This window comes from Arthrobacter sp. NQ4, assembly GCF_029077345.1.
In the GTDB taxonomy this organism is placed as follows: domain Bacteria; phylum Actinomycetota; class Actinomycetes; order Actinomycetales; family Micrococcaceae; genus Arthrobacter.
Genome location: NZ_JARETC010000003.1, coordinates 428,319 through 444,702, shown reverse-complemented (window position 1 = coordinate 444,702; position 16,384 = coordinate 428,319). Strand labels below are relative to the sequence as shown.

Sequence of the window (16,384 nt, the reverse complement as noted above, 5' to 3'; positions counted from 1 at the left end):
CACCTAGCGGCTGTTGCGGGCGAGCGCTTCTCCGATGATGCGGGCACCTTCCGGGTAGGCGCCGGGGTTCGGTCCTGAGTAGTTGAGGCGGATGAACGCGCCGGCGGGCTCGGCGGGAAACCACCCGGTGCCGGCGGCGATGATCACGCCGGCGTCCCCGCAGTCACGCACCAGCCGTGGAAGGTCCGTGGTGTCCGGCAGCCGCAGCCACAGGTTCAGTCCGCCCCTTGGCAGGTTGTCGAGGTGTGCCTGCGGAACGTGCTCCCGGATGCTGGTGGCCAGCAGGTCCCGGCGGGCCTGCAGTTGCTGGCGGAGGCTCCGCAGGTGGGTCTGCCATCCGGGTTGCGTCACCACGTCCAACGCCGCTGCCTGCAGGAGTCCGCTGACGTACATCGACTCAGCGGCGCGGTGGCCCAGGATGCGTTCCCGCGCCGGCCCGCGCACGATCACGGCGGCAATGCGGATGGCCGTGGACACGCTCTTGGTCAAGGACCTGATGTAGACCACATGGCCGGAATCATCCTGCGTGGCCAACGGGACGGGGTTCGAGGTGATGCCGAAATCGTGGGCCCAGTCGTCCTCCACCAGGAAGGCACCACGCCGGCGGGCTATGTCGAGGATCTCAGCGCCCCGGCCCGCCGCCCACTGGGCCCCGGTGGGATTCGCATAGTTGGGCTGCACGTAGAACGCCCGGGCCCCGGTCTCGGCAAAGGCGCGGTCCACGTCGGCGGGGTCCGGGCCTTCGGGCCCTGTGGGCACCGGGACCACCCGCACCCCGGTCTGGGCGGCGGCCAGGATGGCACCCCAATACGACGGCGATTCCATGAGCAGAGGCTGTCCCGCGCCCACCAGGGCCCGGAAGATGGAGCTGAGTCCGCTTTGGCTGCCGGGGAGGACGATGACGTCGTTTGGCGTTGGGGGCGTGATCCCCACGGGGGTTGCCGTGCCCAGTTCCTGGGCGAACCACTGCTGCAGTTCGGGCATGCCGGCGGCGGGCGGCCGGGACAGGGCCGCGTCGCCGCGGGCGGCGCGGGCCAGCGCGGACCGGACCAGCCGTTCCGGCAGCAGCTCGCGGTCCGGGTAGCCGGAGTGGAACCAGATGGCGTCGCCGGGGACGTTGCGCATGGTGTCCGACGACGGCGGCAGCGGAGATGACGGCGAACGCAGCGCTGCGGTCTGCCAGCCATAGTCCGACGGGCGTGCGGTGCGGACGGCACGGACAAACGTCCCGACGCCGGGCCGGCTTTCGATCAGGCCCTGCGAGGCCAGCGCCTGCAGGGCCTTCTGGACCGTCACGGGGCTCGCCTGGTACTCGGCCACCAGCGAACGGGTGGACGGCAGCTTGGCTCCGGGCGCCGCTCCCGCAACCCATTGCCGGAGTGCCGCCACGATTCGTGAACTGCTATCGTTATTCATGAAAGAACATAGTAGCGCTACTGTCCTGGACGGCCCAGTGATACTGTCCCGGCCGTCCACCGGGATCTGGTGGGGCCTGCTGGGCATTGCGGCCTTCTCCTTCACCGTTCCCTTCACCCGTTTGGCTGTCGCCGGGTTCCCGCCGTTGTTCATCGGTTCCGGCCGGGCCGTGGTGGCCGCTGTCCTTGCCGCCGCAGCGCTCGCCATCACCCGCCAGCGGCTGCCGCATCCAGGCACCTGGCTGCGCCTGGCGCTCGTGGCCGGTGGCGTCGTCGCAGGCTTTCCGCTGCTGACGTCCTACGCCCTCACCGCCGTGCCGGCCGCCCACGGCGCCGTGGTCATCGCCCTCCTGCCCGCCGCCACGGCCACGGTGGCCGTGCTGCGCACAGGCGAGCGTCCACCGGCCCTCTTCTGGACCGTGGCGGTGCTTGGCTCGCTGGCAGCCATAACCTTTGCCGTCCTGCAGTCCGGGGGAGCGGGACAGCTGCACTGGGCAGACCTCCTGCTGCTTGGCGCCGTTGCCTGTGCCGCGGTGGGGTATGCGGAGGGTGGCCTGCTGGCCCGCGAACTGGGCTCGTGGCAGACCATCGCCTGGGCGCTGGTCCTCGCCGCGCCGGCCATGCTGGTTCTGGCCGTTGTCTCCGTCCAGGGCCAGCCGCCGTCGGCCACCCCCACCCAATGGGCCGCGTTCGGCTATCTGGCCGTGGTCAGCATGTTCCTTGGCTTCTTCGCCTGGTACCGCGGGCTGGCCACCGGCCCCATGGCGCAGGTGAGCCAGATCCAGCTGCTGCAGCCGGTGATGAGCATCTGCTGGGCCGCGCTCCTTTTGGGCGAGGCGCTCACCTGGCCCACGGTGGCCGGCGCCCTCGCCGTCATCCTCTGCGCCGGTGCTGCGGTCCGCGTCCGGCTCAAGACCACCTGACCACCCGAAAGGACTCCCATGTACATTCCAGCCCACTTCGCCGCCCAGCCCGGCGCCATCCGGAACCTCCTGGCACACGCCGGTGCCGCCAATCTCGTCACCATGACCGACGGCGGCCTGCTGGCAACGCTGCTGCCCGTCGCGTTCAACCCTGCGGTGGGGGAGCATGGCGCACTGCAGGCGCACATGGCGCGGAACAACCCGCAATGGTCCAGCACCCCCACCGCGGAGGCGCTCGCCATCATCCAGGGCCCCGATGACTACATCTCGCCGTCGTGGTATCCCGCCAAAGCAGAGCATGGCCGCGTGGTTCCCACCTGGAACTACAGCACCGCGCACGTCTACGGCGAGCTGGTGGTCCATGACGACGCCGGCTGGCTGGCACGCCATGTCCGGCACCTGACCGGCCTGCACGAGGGCGGCCGGCCGGATCCGTGGGCAGTGGACGACGCCCCGGAGAAATTCATCGCCGGGCAGTTGCGCGCGATTGTGGGCGTGGAACTGGTGATCACCAGGATCGAGGCGAAGGAGAAACTCAGCCAGAACCGCTCCGATGCCGACGCCGCAGGGGTGGCGGCGGGACTCCGGGCCATCGGGCGGGAAGCCGGAGCGGCCGCCGTCGAACGCGTCCGCCCCTGACTCCCGGGAAGGCGGCGGGCGCTAGGCCGTCCGCTCCAGGAGCACCATCACCTCGTAGTGCGTGGTCTGCGGGAACATGTCCAGGACCCGTGCCCGCCGGGCAGTAAAGGACGGGAGCGCGGCCAGGTCGCGGGCCAGCGACTGGGCGTTGCAGCTGGAGTACACCACGTGCTGCACGTCAGAGGTTTCCAGCCAGCCGCACAGCTCCTTGCCGATGCCACGCCGGGGCGGGTTCACGATCACCAGCTCCGGCGACTGCTCCGCGGCGAGGGCAAACGCCGTGGCGTCGCCGGCGTGGAATTCCATGCCCGCCAGCCCTGCCTCGTCACTGCTGAGCCGCGCCGAGACGATGGCCTCGCTGCTGGCTTCAATGCCGGTGACCGTGCGGGACGGGGCAGCGCTGTGCAGGGCGAAGCCGCCCACGCCGCAGTACAGGTCCCACACCGAGGCCGGCGCCAGCTCGTTGACCCACTCGCGCCCCTGCCGGTACAGGGCCGCGGCCATGCCGGTGTTGGTCTGGAAGAAGCTCTGCGGCCTCAGGTGCAGGTTGATGTCATTGACCCGCATCTCCAGCGTGGACTGCTCCGTCAGCAGGATCTCGCGGTCGCCTTCGAGGACGGCCTTGTGCTCCGGGAGCAGGTTGACGGAGACCACCTTGACCTGTGGCAGGTCGGCCAGGAGCTCCGGAAGGTGCTTCCGGATCCGCGGCAGCACCTGTTCCGATCGAAGCACCAGGCGGAGCATCACCTCACCTGCCGGGGATTCGGTGATGATGACGTGCTTGAGTTCGCCGGTCCGGCGCGGAACGTCGTAGGGCGTCAGGCGGAGGCGGCGGATGTAGGTGGCCAGCACCGGGAAGACGGCCCGCAGGCCGGGGGAGCAGACGCCGCACTTGCGCAGGTCCACGCCATGGCCGTCGGCGTCAAGGATTCCGATGGTGGGGTTCTGCGCCGTCCCGCCGATCACCATCTTGGCCTTGTTGCGGAAGCCGGACTCCTGGCTCGCCACAGGCTCCAGCCACTCCAGCGAGGCATGGTCGGAGAGGAGGGTCTGGCAGTGCAGCTGCTTGCCCGCCAGCTGTTCGCTGTACGGCCTGCCCATCTGGGTGCAGGAGCGGCAGGTGCCGGCATCAAAGTAGGAACAGCGCATGACTGGTCAAGTTTACCCGGTCGCCTTCCCGGCCGGGACGGGAAGGTACGACGGCGGCACCCGGCCAGGTGCCGCCGTCGTACCTTCCAGCACGGCCGCAAACGTAACCCCGTGCAATATGCGCATGCTTCCATGCTTTTGATGCTGAGAAATTCGGCAGCCGTGCTACTTTCGGCACTGACACCGTGCATTTCTTCGTTTGGAGACCCGTGGAACCCACACCCCCGCTCACCCTCGATCCACGGCCTGCGGCACCGCAGCCCGTGGAGTCCGCCCTCCGCCGTTCCATGGGGCCTCGCCATCTGGTCATGATCGCCATGGGTGGGGTGATCGGCTCCGGCCTCTTCGTCAGCTCGGGCTACACCATCTCCCAGGCCGGCCCGCTTGGCGCCGTCATCGCGTACCTGGTGGGCGCCTTCGTGGTGTACCTGGTCATGGCATGCCTGGGCGAACTGGCCATCGCCTATCCCGTATCCGGCGCCTTCCACATCTACGCCGCCCGCTCCATCGGCCCGGCCACGGGGTTCGCCACCGCCTGGCTGTACTGGCTGTGCTGGGCCGTGGCCATCGGCTCCGAGTTCACCGCGTCCGGGCTCCTCATGCAGCGTTGGTTCCCGGACGTTGAGGTGTGGGTCTGGTGCCTGGTCTTTGCCGCCATCCTCTTTGGCTTCAACGCCGTCTCCTCCCGGTTCTTCGGCGAGGCCGAGTTCTGGTTCGCCATCGTGAAGGTGGCCGCCATCATCGGCCTGATCGTCCTGGGCGGGGCGGCGCTGTTCGGCTTCCACCCGCTCAACAGCGGCGGCAACCACCCGCTCCTGCTCCAGAACTTCGCCACGGAATCGGGCCTCTTCCCCAACGGATTCACCGGCATCCTGGTCACGGTGCTGGCCGTCTTCTATGCCTTCTCCGGGTCGGAACTGATCGGCGTCGCCGCCGGTGAGACCAAGGACCCCGCAACCGCCATTCCCAAGGCCATGCGCACCACCGTGATCCGGCTGCTGATCTTCTTCGTGGGTGCCATCACCGTAATCGCCGCCACCATCCCCTACACCGAAGTGGGGCTGGACGAAAGCCCATTCGTCACTGTCTTCTCCGCCATCGGTGTCCCGTTCGCCGCGGACATCATGAACTTCGTCATCATCACGGCCCTGCTGTCCGCCGGAAACAGCGGCCTCTACTCCTGCGCCCGGATGCTGTATTCGCTCGCCGATGAAGGGCATGCACCCCGCGCCCTGAAGAAGCTGAACCGCCGCGGCATTCCCATGGTGGCCCTCTCCGTGAGCATGGTGGGCGGCCTCGCATCCCTGCTCAGCAGCGTGGTGGCCCCGGAAACTGTCTACCTGGTCCTCGTCTCGGTGGCAGGCTTCGCCGTGGTGGGTGTGTGGATGTCCATCACCGCCTCGCACTACTTCCACCGCCGCGCCTTCGTCCGCGACGGCGGCGACGTCTCCATCCTTGCCTACCGGGCGCCCCTGTTCCCGCTGGTCCCCATCCTCGCGTTCTCCCTCTGCGTCATCTCCCTGGTCGGCATCGCGCTCGACCCCGCCCAGGCGGCCGCGCTCTACTTCGGCATCCCCTTTGTCGCCGCCTGCTACGCCTACTTCCACTTCCGGCACGGACGCAGCGCCGCGCGGGCCGGCCGGTAGCCAGGGCACGGACGACGACGGCAGCGCCCTGGGTGCAACAAGCAGCGCCCGTGGAACAATGGGGCCGTTGTCAGCAGCCAGGAGGGCAGGAAAGCGTGGAATCAACCGCCGAGGCGTCCTCGATGGCGCAGGGACTGCGGATCCTGCGGCACGTGGTGGAACGGGAAAAGCGGAGGCAGGCGCCGCTGGGCGTTTCGCAGCTCGCCGCGGAGCTTGGCATGGAACAAAGCCGGGTGTCGCGCCTGGCCCAGGAGCTGTGCGGCCTGGAACTGCTGGAGCGCTTTGACCGCGGGCCGTTCCGGACAGGCCCCCGCTTCTTCAGCCTTGCCGCCGCCTTGAACACGGGCTGGGTCCGGGAGGCGAAGCCGCTGCTCGAGGAGCTGGCCGCCGGGCTGGGGGTGCGGGCACGGCTTTCGGTCCGCGACGGGTACCGGGTCATCCTGCTCCGCGCCTCGAGCAACGAAGCCGTGCCCGGCAGTTTCGTGGTGCCCGGCATGGTCACGCCCGTCTGGTGCACCGGCGCCGGGAGGGCCCTGCTGTGGGACTTCGACCGGTCCGCCCTGGCCGAACTGCTCGCGGACGTGAATTACATCGGCATCGGCGGACCCGGCGCTGCCCACACCACCGACGGCATCTGGGATCTCATGGTGCGGGACCGCACTGCCGGTTTCATCGCCGCCGAGGAGGAGTTTGAACACGGCGTGGTGGAGCTTGCCGTGCCCGTGCGGGACGCCGGCGGTTCCATCCTGGGGGCGCTCAGCGTGCTGGGCAGCCGCGGAGAGTTCGGAGCTGATTCCGCCGCCGCGGCAGCTGTGCTTTGGGCCGCCGCCACGCGCTTCGGTGCACCCCGGACCTGAGGCTCAGCTCCGGTAGCCGAGCCTTGACTCAAGCCAGGACCCCTGGGCCGCCAGGGCGGCTGCGCATGATGCCCGCCGCGGTTCCAGCCGGTCCTTGATGCCCACGATCTGCAGGGCCGCCACCACGTCGCCCTTGAAGTCGCGGACCGGCACGGCCAGGGAGTACAGCCCGGGCTCGGCTTCTTCATCCACGATCGAGTATCCGCGGGCGCGCGCCGCCTCCCGCCGCGCCAGGAACTCATCTACGCTTGCGGGCGTATTGGGGCCGTGGCGCGTGAACAGGACCTGTGAAAACACGCTCCGGACCTCCTCTTCCGGCGCCTCCCACAGGACCGCCTGGCCGGCGTCACTGCAGTAGGCGGGATAAGGGCGGCCCAGCCAGGAACCCACCAGGTTGCTGCCGGCCGGGACACTCTCACCGATGGTCACCGTGCTGTCACCGCGCAGCACTCCAAGGAAGCACGCCTCGTTGGTCCCTGCGGCCAGGGCGTCCAGGGCGGTGGCGCCGTCGGCCTGGAGCCGGCGTTCGGTCAGCAGTTGCGCGTCCGTGAAGACCGACCAGTCCAGGACATAGGTGCGCGCCGCTGTGCGGGCCAGGAAGCCTTCCTGTCCGCCGGTCCGCAGGCTGCGGGACACCTGGCTCCGGTCCCTGTCCAGATCGGCGGCGACCTCGGCGGCGCTGCCGCCGGGAAACCCCCGTGCGTGGCGTTCCCCCACGGCAAGCACGGCCTGGATTCCGCGGCCCATGCTGGAGGTCTTCGACATAAAAGGGAGTCTAGCGATCCCCAAGGGGCCCTCCGGTGCGGCAGAGTTGCCGGCGCCGGTAACACTCAGTAAAAGCATGAGTCCATGCCTATAGTGAACTTATGCCTCCCCTTTCTTCCCTCTCCGCCGCACTGGAATCCGGCCGCACCCTGATTGCCGACGGCGCCCTGGCCACCGAACTGGAGGCGCGCGGCTGCAACCTGGACGACCCCCTGTGGTCGGCCAAAGTCCTGCTGGAGCAGCCCGGGCTTATCCGGGACGTGCACCGAGACTACTTCGCGGCGGGTGCGAACATCGCCACCACAGCCAGCTACCAGGCAACGCCCCGGGGGTTTGCGGCACGGGGCATGGCAGAGGAGGAAGCCCTGGACCTGGTGGAACTGTCCGTCCGGCTGGCGGATGAAGCACGGCGGGAGCACCTGATGGAGCATCCGGACGCCGGGCCGCTGCTGGTGGGGGGCTCCGTGGGCCCATACGGCGCCTATCTCGCGGACGGCTCGGAATACCGGGGGGACTACAGCCTCGCCCCCGGGGAGTTCGAGGAGTTCCATGCTCCCCGCGTAGCGGCACTGGTCAAGGCCGGCGTGGACTTCCTCGCCTTCGAGACGCTGCCCTCCTTCGCCGAGGCGGAGGCCCTGCTGGCACTCAGCCGGGAACACGGCGTCGACACCTGGTTCTCCTTTTCCCTTCGCGACGGCGGCCACATCAGCGACGGCACGCCCCTGGCCGCTGTGGCACAGCTTGTGGACGGGCAGCCGCGCGTCGCCGCGGTAGGAGTGAACTGCGTGCCCCTTGGCCTGGTACGGCCGGCGCTGGCCGCCCTGCGCCTGCACACGGACATACCCCTGGTGGCCTACCCGAATTCGGGGGAGACCTACGATTCCGCAACCAAGACGTGGAGCCAGGCAAGCGGAGACGAGGGCGGCGCGGCCGGGGGAGGGGCGCCTGCAAGCCTGGCCGCCGGCGCCGGGGAATGGCAGCAAGCGGGCGCGCGCATCCTGGGCGGCTGCTGCCGGACCACTCCCCGGGACATCGCCGCATTGGCCGCGCAGGCGTAGCCTTCCGGGAACACTGCCGCCTCCACGGGTGTTAAACCCAGTGGAGAAGCGAACAATGGACACCAGAACTTACACAGCACTTGTCATACCGGCCGGCAATGCCGAGCCCATCCGCCTGGAACAGGTTGACGCGGACCTGAAGGCCCTTGAAGCCCTGGTGGGCGGCCCGCTGGAATCCGTGATCCGCGGCGACTGGCATGTCTACCTCAACGCGGAAAGCGTCACGAGGCTCCTACCGGTCAACTTCCGCGCGGGGCAGCTGATGCACGAATGCGGCCTGGACCTTGACGGGATCCGCGGCACCGCAGTTTTCCTGGGCCGCGGCGAACACGGCACCGAGGCAGACATCCCCGAGCACCTGGAGCGGCTCGTGGAGGAGCTTTTCGGGGCGTTGGCCGCCTAGTCGCTGGCGCGTACCCCGTAGGTGCTCAGCACGTTGCCCTTGCTGGTTGCCGACTGGTCCTGCAGCACCAGGCGTGTCAGCGGGTCGCCGTCCTCGAACAGCCGGCGGCCGCTGCCGGCGATTACGGGGTGGGTCATCAGCTGCAGCGAGTCCAGCAGCCCGGCGAACAGCAGCTGGCGCACCACGGAGATGCTTCCGCACACGGCGATTTCCCCGCCGTCGCGTTCCTTTAGCGCACCCACGAATTCCGTCAGCGGCGCGTCCATCACCCGCGAGTTCTGCCATTCCAGCGGTCCCGTCAGCGTGCGCGACGCAACGAACTTTTCCACGGGGTTGATGAACGCGGCAAAGTCCTGGTCCTGCGGAGCGGTGGGCCAGTAATCCGCCCACTCCTGGTAGCTCACGCGGCCCAGGATGACGGTGTCCACGGTGTTGATCATCGTGGCCAGGCCCGCACCGAGTTCCTCATCGAAGCTGTCGAACTGGAACTTGAAAGGTTCGGACACCACCCCGTCCACGGAGTGGAACAGGCCGGCAGTGACTTTGCGCATGGGAGCCTCCAGATAATGTGCGGACAGGCCCTACGGTATTCGGCCAGGTCCCTTGCGGGAAGGGTTTTAGGGCGGCCGTTTCGGCCCCCGGATACGGACGACGCCGGAAGCCGCGTTAGCTTCATCACTCGCCGTGTTGTCTTGCGCGGTTTCGAACCCGCCGGGCCCCATACTGGTGAGTGAACGGCTTTCGCCGTCCCCCCGGCCAGGCAGGAGGAAGTGCATGGAAACCCTGAAAAAAGTCGTGACCAACCAGTATTTTCCTGCCGGCGCCGTGCTGACGGCCGTCCTGCTGTTCTGGGTCGTCGCCATGCTCGGCGGCCTGTCGCTGCTCAACAACAACCAGCCGCCGTTGACCACCCTGACCTGGATGCTGTTCGTCTACGCCGCAGCCGTGCTGACGCCACTCGCAGGACTGCTGGCCGCCGTCGACCTGGTGCGCCGCTGGCGCCGCGACCGCGCTGCCGTCCCGGCCGCCTCCACGCCCGCCGGCACGGCCGGCGTTCCTGCCGGTGCCGGAGAACCGGCCCAGCCCGCGCAGCCGCACAATTCCCAGCCGCAGGCTTCCCAGCCCCAGTCTTCCCAGCCCGCGCCGGGCAAGCCGCAGCGCCCGGGCCGCCAGGAAGCAGCCTGATCCCGGAGCCTTCCGGCTACCTGCCCTTCAGCGCGTTGAGGGCTTCTTCCGCGTGGTGCAAAGCCGGGTGCAGCCTGTCACCGGGTTCCGGCAGCGAGAAAAGGTACCCCTGGAGTGAATCGCACTCCAGCGCCGTCAGGTAGTCCGCCTGCGCTGCTGTCTCGATGCCCTCCGCCGTCACGGTCAGGCCCAGGCTGTGCGCCATGTTGATCATGGAGCTGAGGATGGGCAGGCGCTCATTGCCGGTCCGCACCATGGAGACGAAGGTCTTGTCGATCTTGACGGTATCCACGGGCAGGTCCTGCAGCCGGCCCAGCGAGGAATAGCCGGTGCCAAAGTCATCCAGCGCCACCCGGGCGCCCGCGTCCCGCAGCGCGCTGAGCTGCTGGATCAGGCTGCAGTCGGCGTCAAAGAACACGCTCTCGGTAACTTCCACGACCAGCTGGTAGGGCGCCACCCCGCTGGCTTCCGCCAGCCGCAGGACGTTTTCGGCGAAGTCGGGTGCCTGCAGCTGCACGCCGGAGACGTTCACCGCCAGGGACCGTGACGGATCCTCGCTGAGCCACTGGGACAGCTGCACCATTCCGGTGGCCATCACCTCGGCCCCGATCTCGCCGATCAGCCCGGTGCGCTCGGCGAGTGGGATGAAGATCGACGGCGGTATCCGCTCGCCGCCCCGGTCCCACCTGGCCAGCGCCTCCAGTTGGACCACCTGCCCCATGCGGTGCGAGACAATCGGCTGGAAGTCCACGGTGATTTCGCCGCGGGGCACGGCCAGCTGGAGGCCGCTTTCCATGTGCGTCCGCTGTACCAGGGCCTGCATCATGTCCGGGTGGAACCGCAGGAACCGGTTCTTGCCGGCGGCCTTGGCGGCGTACATCGCGATGTCCGCATGCCGCAGCAGTTCGGACGGGCCCACGCTGTCCTGGCCCAGGGAGGCGAGCCCCAGGCTCAGGCTGGGGCGCAGGACGGTGCCGCCGATGGTCACCGGGACGTGCAGGCAGCGCACGATGCACGCGGCGATTGCGTCGGCGTCGGGGCAGGCCGTCAGGAGCACCACAAACTCGTCGCCGCCCAGCCGGGCCACGACGTCGGCCGTGGGAACGCAGCCGCGGAGCCGGCGTGCCACCTCGATGAGCATGTCATCGCCCGCCTGGTGGCCAAGGATATCGTTGACTTCCTTGAAGTCGTCGAGGTCCAGGAGCAGGACATCCACGGTCTTCAGCCGCGGTTCCTGCAGGGATTCGGCCAGGGCATCGTTGAAGACGGCCCGGTTGGCCAGCCCGGTCAGGGGGTCCTGGAAGGCCATGGCGCGCAGCTTCTCAGCCTGCACGGCGAGGTCCATCAGGGCCTGCTGTGCCTGCTCCTGCGCTTTCCGCCGCGGCGTCACGTCGCGGAAGCTCCATACGCGGCCCACGATTTTCTCGCCGACGCGTTGCGGGCGGGAATAGCGTTCCAGGGTCCGGCCGTCGCGGAGTTCCACCACGTCGTGGCTTTCGGCTGCCGGGTCCTCCTGGACTTCGCCCAGCCGCGCGGCGAAGGGCACGGGATCTGCAATCTGCGCCATGACCAGCCTTAGCGCCGGCTCCTCGCTGTCGGCCTCCATCATCTCGGGAGGGATGCCCCACATGGTGAGGAACTGGTCGTTGAATCCGGCCACGCTGCCGTCGGTGGCGATGACCAGGATGCCGTCTGCAGTTGATTCAAGGGTGGCCGTCAACAGGGACATGGCCTCGCGGAGGTTGGCGTCGGCTGTCTTGCGGTGCGCAGTGCCGCGCGCAGAGAGCAGCAGCCGTGCGCCGGCGGGGCCGCTTATGCCGGCGCCGTTTGGTTGGGTGCCGTCCGGGTCCGGCCCGGGGAGGACGGCCACGGCCAGTTCGACGGCGGTCTCGGTGCCATCCCCGCGCAGGGCGCTGATTTCCAGCGGCGGGGGATGCTCTTCCGGGTGGGTGAGGAGCTGGTGCAGCAGATGGGCCACGTCGTCGCGGAAACCCTCGCCGATCAGCAGCCGGTGGTCCAGGCCGGTGAAGGCGTCCCGGTGCAGGGCAAACAGCCGTGCCGCTGCCGCGTTTACGGCCAGGACGGTGCCGTCCGCAGCCAGGGCCAAAAGGGCATCCGGACTTGCGTCCATGACCCCGCCAAAAGTTTGTAATGCCACATTGTTGTCACGGCCCGAAAAACCGGTCATCACACCACCCCTTCGCCATCATAAAGGCCGCAGGGGGAAATTGGGCCGGTACCCGTACTTTCATATTGGTCCAGCACGGACCTGGCCCCGGACGTAAAATGCGCCGGACCCCCCAATGGGGTCCGGCGCCTCTTACTGATGAATAGGGGAAAGCCGCTACACCCGGCGGCCGCTGCGGTTGGTGACGGCGCCGTAGATCAGCAGCACGATGATCGAGCCGAGGATGGCCAGCAGCCAGGTCCTGATGTCAAAGAATTCGGCCAGTCCGCCGCCGAAGATCAGTGATCCGATCCAGCCGCCCAGGATGGCCCCAACAACGCCGAGGACCATGGTGATCACCCAGCCGCCGCCTTGGCGTCCCGGCAGGATGGCCTTTGCAATGGCTCCAGCAATCAGGCCCAAAATGAGAAATCCGATAATGCCCATGTTGCCACTCCTTGTCAGTAAGTTGTGCCGGGCCCCCATTTCCGGTTCCCTCATTCAATCAGCAGGCTTACTACTCTGCAAGGCTTTCAATATCACAGGATGACTATCAGTTTGACCCGAATTCCGCGAACTTTTCTCCGGCGGTAAAGCGGCTGCCGGTAGGATTGGGTGTCCCTGCATCTGATGAAGGAGCTCCGGCATGTCCAGCCACCCCCAGCGGCCGCGTGCCATCTTCCTTGACATCGACGGCACCTACGCTGACCACGGGCTGGCTCCGGAGGCCCACGTGGATGCCGTCCGGACCGCACGGAAGCTGGGCCACCTGGTGTTCGTCTGCACCGGACGTCCCCTGTCCATGGTGCCCGGGCACATCCTTGAAGCAGGATTCGACGGCACCATTACCGGTGCCGGCGCCAGGGTGGAGGTCAGCGGTGAAGTCCTCAAGGACACCCGCTTTGAGCCGGAGCTGGCGGCACGCATCGTCGAAACGCTCGACGCGCACGGTGCGGCCTACATCCTGGAAGCGCCGGAGGCCCTGCACGGCCGGACGGGCGTGGACCGGCGGCTGCGGGAGGTCCTCGGGCCCATCTTTGCCGGCCGGCCGCAGCATGACGGCGTCCTCAGCACGGACGTTGATCCGCTCGAGGACATCCTGGGGCCCATGCAGTACAGCGACGACCTCCGCGCCACGTCCTACGCCAAAATCTCCTGCTTCGACTCGCCGGTGCCGCTGGGCCGCCTGATGGAGACCTTCGGCCCCGGGGTGGGGCTGATTCCCAGCTCGCTGTCGGCGCTGGGCGAGCGTGCCGGGGAGATCTACATGGCGGGCACCCATAAGGCCGTGGGTATCCAGGTGGTGGAGGCCCGGCTCGGCCTGGACCGGGCAGACATCGTGGCCATCGGCGACAGCGCCAACGACGTGGAGATGCTCGAGTACGCGGGCGTGGGCATCGCCGTGGAAGGTGGCCATCCCTCCGTTCTTGCCGTAGCGGACAGGGTTACCGCCGCGCCGGCCGGTGGCGGCGTTGCGCTGGCCTTCGCCGAGCTGGGGCTCCTGGGCTGAACCTCAGTGTGCGGCCGCCGCCAAGGCCCCCGCGGCGGTCCCAAGTCCTCGCACCACCCAGCCCTGTTCCTGCCAGGCGGCAGCATCCAGCACATTGCGCGCATCCAGGACCACCCGGCGTCGTACCTGCTGCCCGGTCGAGGCGGGGCACAGCTGCCGGTACTCGTCCCATTCGGTGAGGAGCAGCACCAGTTCGGCGTCCTGGAGCGCCCGCGCCGCGGAGGACTCGAACCGGAGGCGTGGGTAGCGGCGCCACGCAAGGTTCACCGCTTTGGGGTCCGTGACGGTCACATGGGCACCGGCGGCGGCCAGCCGGTCCGCGACATCCAGTGCCGGGGAGTCGCGGATGTCGTCGGTATCCGGTTTGAAGGATGCACCCAGCACGGTGATGGAACGCCCGGCGAGCGCCCCGCCGCACAGTTCCGCCGCCAGGCGCACCGTGCGTTCCCGCTGGCCCAGGTTCACTGCATCCACCAGCCGCATCCAGTCCTCCACCGCGGGCACGCCCAGGGTGGCTGCCTGGGTTCGGAAGCTGCGGATGTCCTTGGGCAGGCAGCCGCCGCCGAAACCAAGACCCGCGTGCAGGTACCGGCCACCGATCCGCGGATCCAGCCCCATCGCCTCGCTGAGTTCGGTGACATCAGCGCCCGCGGCATCGCACAATCCAGCGACGGCGTTGATGAAGCTGACCTTGGTTGCCAGGTAGGCGTTCGCTGCCGATTTGATGAGCTCTGCCGTGGCGAAATTGCAGACCAGCCGCGGGATGCCGGCAGCCAGCAGCGGCTCATAGACGCCGTCCAGGGCCGCCGTCACCCCCAGGGGTGCGCCGGTGGCGGGATGGAAGGCGGCGGCCCGGCCGCCGTCCACGCCGTAGACCAGCCGGTCCGGAACCAGGGAGTCCTTGACGGCGGTGCCCTGCCGGAGGAACTCGGGATTCCAGCCGAGCAGCACATCAGGCCGTGCGGCCAGGACATCCTGAAGCATGTCCACGGTGCCAACGGGCACCGTGGATTTACCGACGACGACGGCGCCCGCGGCCAGGTGCGGCAGCAAGGCCGCCGCGGCGGAGACCAGGAAGGTGAGGTCGGCGGCGTCGGACGTCTTGTCCTGCGGCGTCCCCACGCACAGAAAGTGCACCTGGGCGTCCCCCGCGTCGGCGGGATCGGTGGAGAAGTGCAGCCGTCCGGTGGCGCGGCCGTGCTCCAGGAGTTCATCCAGTCCAGGTTCGTGGAACGGTGCGGCTCCCCGCGCCAGTTGCGCCACCTTGCCGGGGTCGACGTCGATGCCCACCACGGTGTGGCCCATGGAGGCCAGGGTTGCTGCGTGGACCGCGCCCAGGTAGCCGCAGCCGATCACGGAAGTCTTCACGATGATACTCCTGCCTTTGAAACCTTTTGTGCCGGTGCGGGCGCCCCCGCGATGACGTCCGCGTAGTGCTGCACCAGTTCCGTGCAGAGCGCGGGCCACGTCCTGTCCTGGACCGAGGCGTGTGCTGCGGCCGCAAATGCCCGCCGTTTGGCGTCGTCGCCCACGAGGTCCTCCACCCTGGCCCGCATGGCGGACAGGTCGCCCGGTTCGTAGAGCCACCCGGTGCGCGAGTTCTCCACCAGGTCCAACGGGCCGCCCCGGCCTGTGGCCACCACCGGTACACCCGATGCCATGGCCTCCTGGATGGTCTGGCAGAAGGTTTCGAACTCGCCGGGATGGACGAACAGGTCGAACGATGCCACTGCCCGTGCCAGGTCATCACCGCCCAGGAATCCGGTGAACACCGCCCGGGGGAGTGCCGCCCCAAGGGCTGCCCGCTGCGGGCCGTCGCCCACAACCACCAGCCTGGTGTTGGGAATGCCGGCGAGGGCGGCAAGGTCTTCCACCTGCTTTTCGACCGCCAGCCTGCCCACGTAGCCGATGATCCGTTCCCCGCCCGGAGCCACCGAAGCCCGCCACCCGTCGTCGCGCTTTGCCGGCGAAAACCTCGCGGTGTCCACGCCGCGGCGCCACATGCGCACCCGCGGAATGCCCCGGCCGCGCAACTGGTTCAGCGCGAAGGTTGAGGGCACCAGGGTGCGTGAGGAGAGCAGGTGGATGTTCTCCACCCTGTTCCAGGCCCAGTTTTCCAGGAAGGGAACGCCGTACCGGGCGGCGTAGCTGGGAACTTCGGTCTGGTAGATGGCCACGGTGGGGATGCCCAGCTGGTGCGCAGCCTGTGCGGCACGCCAGCCCAGCACGAACGGCGAGGCAAGGTGGACAACGTCGGGCGCGTACTCGGCAAGGATTCGCTTGACCCGGTACACACCTCCCAGTGCCACCCGCACATTCGTGTAGCCGGCCAGCGGGACCGCGGGCAGCCTGTGCACCTCCGCCCCCTTGACCCGGCCCGCGGCCTCCCCGTCATGTCCGGAAGGCGCGATGACCAGCACCTCGTCGCCGCGCTCCTGGAGGTGGTCCAGGACCCGCAGGATGGAATGGGTGACGCCGTTCATCAGCGGCAAAAAAGATTCGGCAACGATTGCGATCCTCACCCCTCCACCGTGGTTGCCTTCCTTGAAATGACGGGGGAGGAAGCGTTACCTCGAGGAGAAGGCCGGGTGAACAACTGCAGCGGCCCGCCAAAAAAATTACTAAGTAGGCTTTGCATTTGATGCTAAGCATGCTTACGGTAGTGGG

General features: G+C 68.4%; 16 protein-coding genes. 8 read left to right on the top strand and 8 right to left on the bottom strand.

Going from position 1 to position 16,384, the window contains the following annotated elements:
- Window positions 1-3: 3 nt before the first annotated feature.
- Window positions 4-1,416 (bottom strand): aminotransferase-like domain-containing protein, encoded by a 1,413-nt coding sequence (locus PUN51_RS08400; protein ID WP_275180461.1) that lies wholly within the window; start codon window positions 1,414-1,416, stop codon window positions 4-6.
- Here PUN51_RS08400 and PUN51_RS08395 point away from each other — a divergent pair.
- A complete protein-coding gene (locus PUN51_RS08395) occupies window positions 1,415-2,338 on the top strand; it encodes a DMT family transporter (protein WP_275180460.1) in 924 nt (307 codons plus the stop codon). The genes PUN51_RS08400 and PUN51_RS08395 overlap by 2 nt on opposite strands.
- Window positions 2,339-2,356: 18 nt before the next feature.
- A complete protein-coding gene (locus tag PUN51_RS08390) occupies window positions 2,357-2,977 on the top strand; it encodes an FMN-binding negative transcriptional regulator (protein ID WP_159632616.1) in 621 nt (206 codons plus the stop codon).
- A gap of 21 nt (window positions 2,978-2,998) precedes the next feature.
- On the opposite strand, the gene rlmC is transcribed toward PUN51_RS08390, so the two are convergent.
- Window positions 2,999-4,126, bottom strand: coding sequence for a 23S rRNA (uracil(747)-C(5))-methyltransferase RlmC (gene rlmC / locus PUN51_RS08385; protein ID WP_275180459.1), 1,128 nt, complete (start codon window positions 4,124-4,126; stop codon window positions 2,999-3,001).
- A gap of 209 nt (window positions 4,127-4,335) precedes the next feature.
- On the opposite strand from rlmC, the gene PUN51_RS08380 reads away from it, so the two are divergent.
- A complete protein-coding gene (locus PUN51_RS08380) occupies window positions 4,336-5,772 on the top strand; it encodes an amino acid permease (protein WP_275180458.1) in 1,437 nt (478 codons plus the stop codon).
- 95 nt (window positions 5,773-5,867) lie between these two features.
- The gene (locus PUN51_RS08375) at window positions 5,868-6,629 is read left to right on the top strand and encodes an IclR family transcriptional regulator (RefSeq protein WP_275180457.1); all 762 of its coding nucleotides are present in this window, start codon (window positions 5,868-5,870) and stop codon (window positions 6,627-6,629) included.
- A 3-nt stretch (window positions 6,630-6,632) separates the two neighbouring features.
- Here the strand turns inward: PUN51_RS08375 and PUN51_RS08370 are convergent, their stop codons facing one another.
- Window positions 6,633-7,394, bottom strand: coding sequence for an IclR family transcriptional regulator (locus PUN51_RS08370; RefSeq protein WP_275180456.1), 762 nt, complete (start codon window positions 7,392-7,394; stop codon window positions 6,633-6,635).
- Between the two features lie 101 nt (window positions 7,395-7,495).
- Between PUN51_RS08370 and mmuM the strand changes: the two genes are divergently transcribed.
- Both mmuM and PUN51_RS08360 read left to right on the top strand, forming a co-directional pair.
- On the top strand, window positions 7,496-8,452 hold the full coding sequence (mmuM, locus tag PUN51_RS08365) for a homocysteine S-methyltransferase (RefSeq protein WP_275180455.1): 957 nt from the start codon (window positions 7,496-7,498) through the stop codon (window positions 8,450-8,452).
- Window positions 8,453-8,507: 55 nt separating this feature from the next.
- Entirely contained in the window at window positions 8,508-8,855 is a 348-nt protein-coding gene (locus tag PUN51_RS08360) for a DUF3846 domain-containing protein (protein ID WP_159632610.1), read from the top strand.
- On the opposite strand, the gene PUN51_RS08355 is transcribed toward PUN51_RS08360, so the two are convergent.
- Complete coding sequence (locus PUN51_RS08355) at window positions 8,852-9,406, bottom strand: dihydrofolate reductase family protein (protein WP_275180454.1); 555 nt, start codon at window positions 9,404-9,406, stop codon at window positions 8,852-8,854. The two genes, PUN51_RS08360 and PUN51_RS08355, sit on opposite strands and share 4 nt — an antisense overlap.
- Before the next feature lie 223 nt (window positions 9,407-9,629).
- On the opposite strand from PUN51_RS08355, the gene PUN51_RS08350 reads away from it, so the two are divergent.
- Window positions 9,630-10,040 carry a hypothetical protein gene (locus PUN51_RS08350; RefSeq protein ID WP_275180453.1) on the top strand — a complete coding sequence of 137 codons (411 nt, stop codon included), beginning with the start codon at window positions 9,630-9,632 and terminating at the stop codon, window positions 10,038-10,040.
- Window positions 10,041-10,056: 16 nt separating this feature from the next.
- Here PUN51_RS08350 and PUN51_RS08345 read toward each other — a convergent pair whose 3' ends face one another.
- Window positions 10,057-12,171, bottom strand: a complete 2,115-nt coding sequence (locus PUN51_RS08345; RefSeq protein WP_275180452.1) for a putative bifunctional diguanylate cyclase/phosphodiesterase — start codon at window positions 12,169-12,171, stop codon at window positions 10,057-10,059.
- Window positions 12,172-12,384: 213 nt separating this feature from the next.
- Window positions 12,385-12,654: a GlsB/YeaQ/YmgE family stress response membrane protein gene (locus PUN51_RS08340; protein WP_043452229.1), complete on the bottom strand. Its 270-nt coding sequence runs from the start codon at window positions 12,652-12,654 to the stop codon at window positions 12,385-12,387.
- Between the two features lie 199 nt (window positions 12,655-12,853).
- Here PUN51_RS08340 and PUN51_RS08335 point away from each other — a divergent pair, with 199 nt between their 5' ends.
- Entirely contained in the window at window positions 12,854-13,717 is an 864-nt protein-coding gene (locus PUN51_RS08335; protein WP_275180451.1) for an HAD family hydrolase, read from the top strand.
- Between the two features lie 3 nt (window positions 13,718-13,720).
- Here the strand turns inward: PUN51_RS08335 and PUN51_RS08330 are convergent, their stop codons facing one another.
- Both PUN51_RS08330 and PUN51_RS08325 read right to left on the bottom strand, forming a co-directional pair.
- Complete coding sequence (locus PUN51_RS08330; RefSeq protein ID WP_275180450.1) at window positions 13,721-15,085, bottom strand: UDP-glucose dehydrogenase family protein; 1,365 nt, start codon at window positions 15,083-15,085, stop codon at window positions 13,721-13,723.
- Window positions 15,082-16,239, bottom strand: a complete 1,158-nt coding sequence (locus PUN51_RS08325; protein WP_275180449.1) for a glycosyltransferase family 4 protein — start codon at window positions 16,237-16,239, stop codon at window positions 15,082-15,084. The genes PUN51_RS08330 and PUN51_RS08325 overlap by 4 nt, the downstream gene beginning before the upstream one ends.
- Window positions 16,240-16,384 lie beyond the last annotated feature (145 nt).

Coding starts and splice junctions, on each gene's coding strand:
- PUN51_RS08400 (WP_275180461.1), bottom strand. CDS start 1,416: ATGAATAACGATAGCAGTTCACGAATCGTGGCGGCACTCCGGCAATGG.
- PUN51_RS08395 (WP_275180460.1), top strand. CDS start 1,415: ATGAAAGAACATAGTAGCGCTACTGTCCTGGACGGCCCAGTGATACTG.
- rlmC (WP_275180459.1), bottom strand. CDS start 4,126: ATGCGCTGTTCCTACTTTGATGCCGGCACCTGCCGCTCCTGCACCCAG.
- PUN51_RS08345 (WP_275180452.1), bottom strand. CDS start 12,171: ATGGACGCAAGTCCGGATGCCCTTTTGGCCCTGGCTGCGGACGGCACC.
- PUN51_RS08335 (WP_275180451.1), top strand. CDS start 12,854: ATGTCCAGCCACCCCCAGCGGCCGCGTGCCATCTTCCTTGACATCGAC.
- mmuM (WP_275180455.1), top strand. CDS start 7,496: ATGCCTCCCCTTTCTTCCCTCTCCGCCGCACTGGAATCCGGCCGCACC.
- PUN51_RS08360 (WP_159632610.1), top strand. CDS start 8,508: ATGGACACCAGAACTTACACAGCACTTGTCATACCGGCCGGCAATGCC.
- PUN51_RS08350 (WP_275180453.1), top strand. CDS start 9,630: ATGGAAACCCTGAAAAAAGTCGTGACCAACCAGTATTTTCCTGCCGGC.
- PUN51_RS08370 (WP_275180456.1), bottom strand. CDS start 7,394: ATGTCGAAGACCTCCAGCATGGGCCGCGGAATCCAGGCCGTGCTTGCC.
- PUN51_RS08340 (WP_043452229.1), bottom strand. CDS start 12,654: ATGGGCATTATCGGATTTCTCATTTTGGGCCTGATTGCTGGAGCCATT.
- PUN51_RS08390 (WP_159632616.1), top strand. CDS start 2,357: ATGTACATTCCAGCCCACTTCGCCGCCCAGCCCGGCGCCATCCGGAAC.
- PUN51_RS08355 (WP_275180454.1), bottom strand. CDS start 9,406: ATGCGCAAAGTCACTGCCGGCCTGTTCCACTCCGTGGACGGGGTGGTG.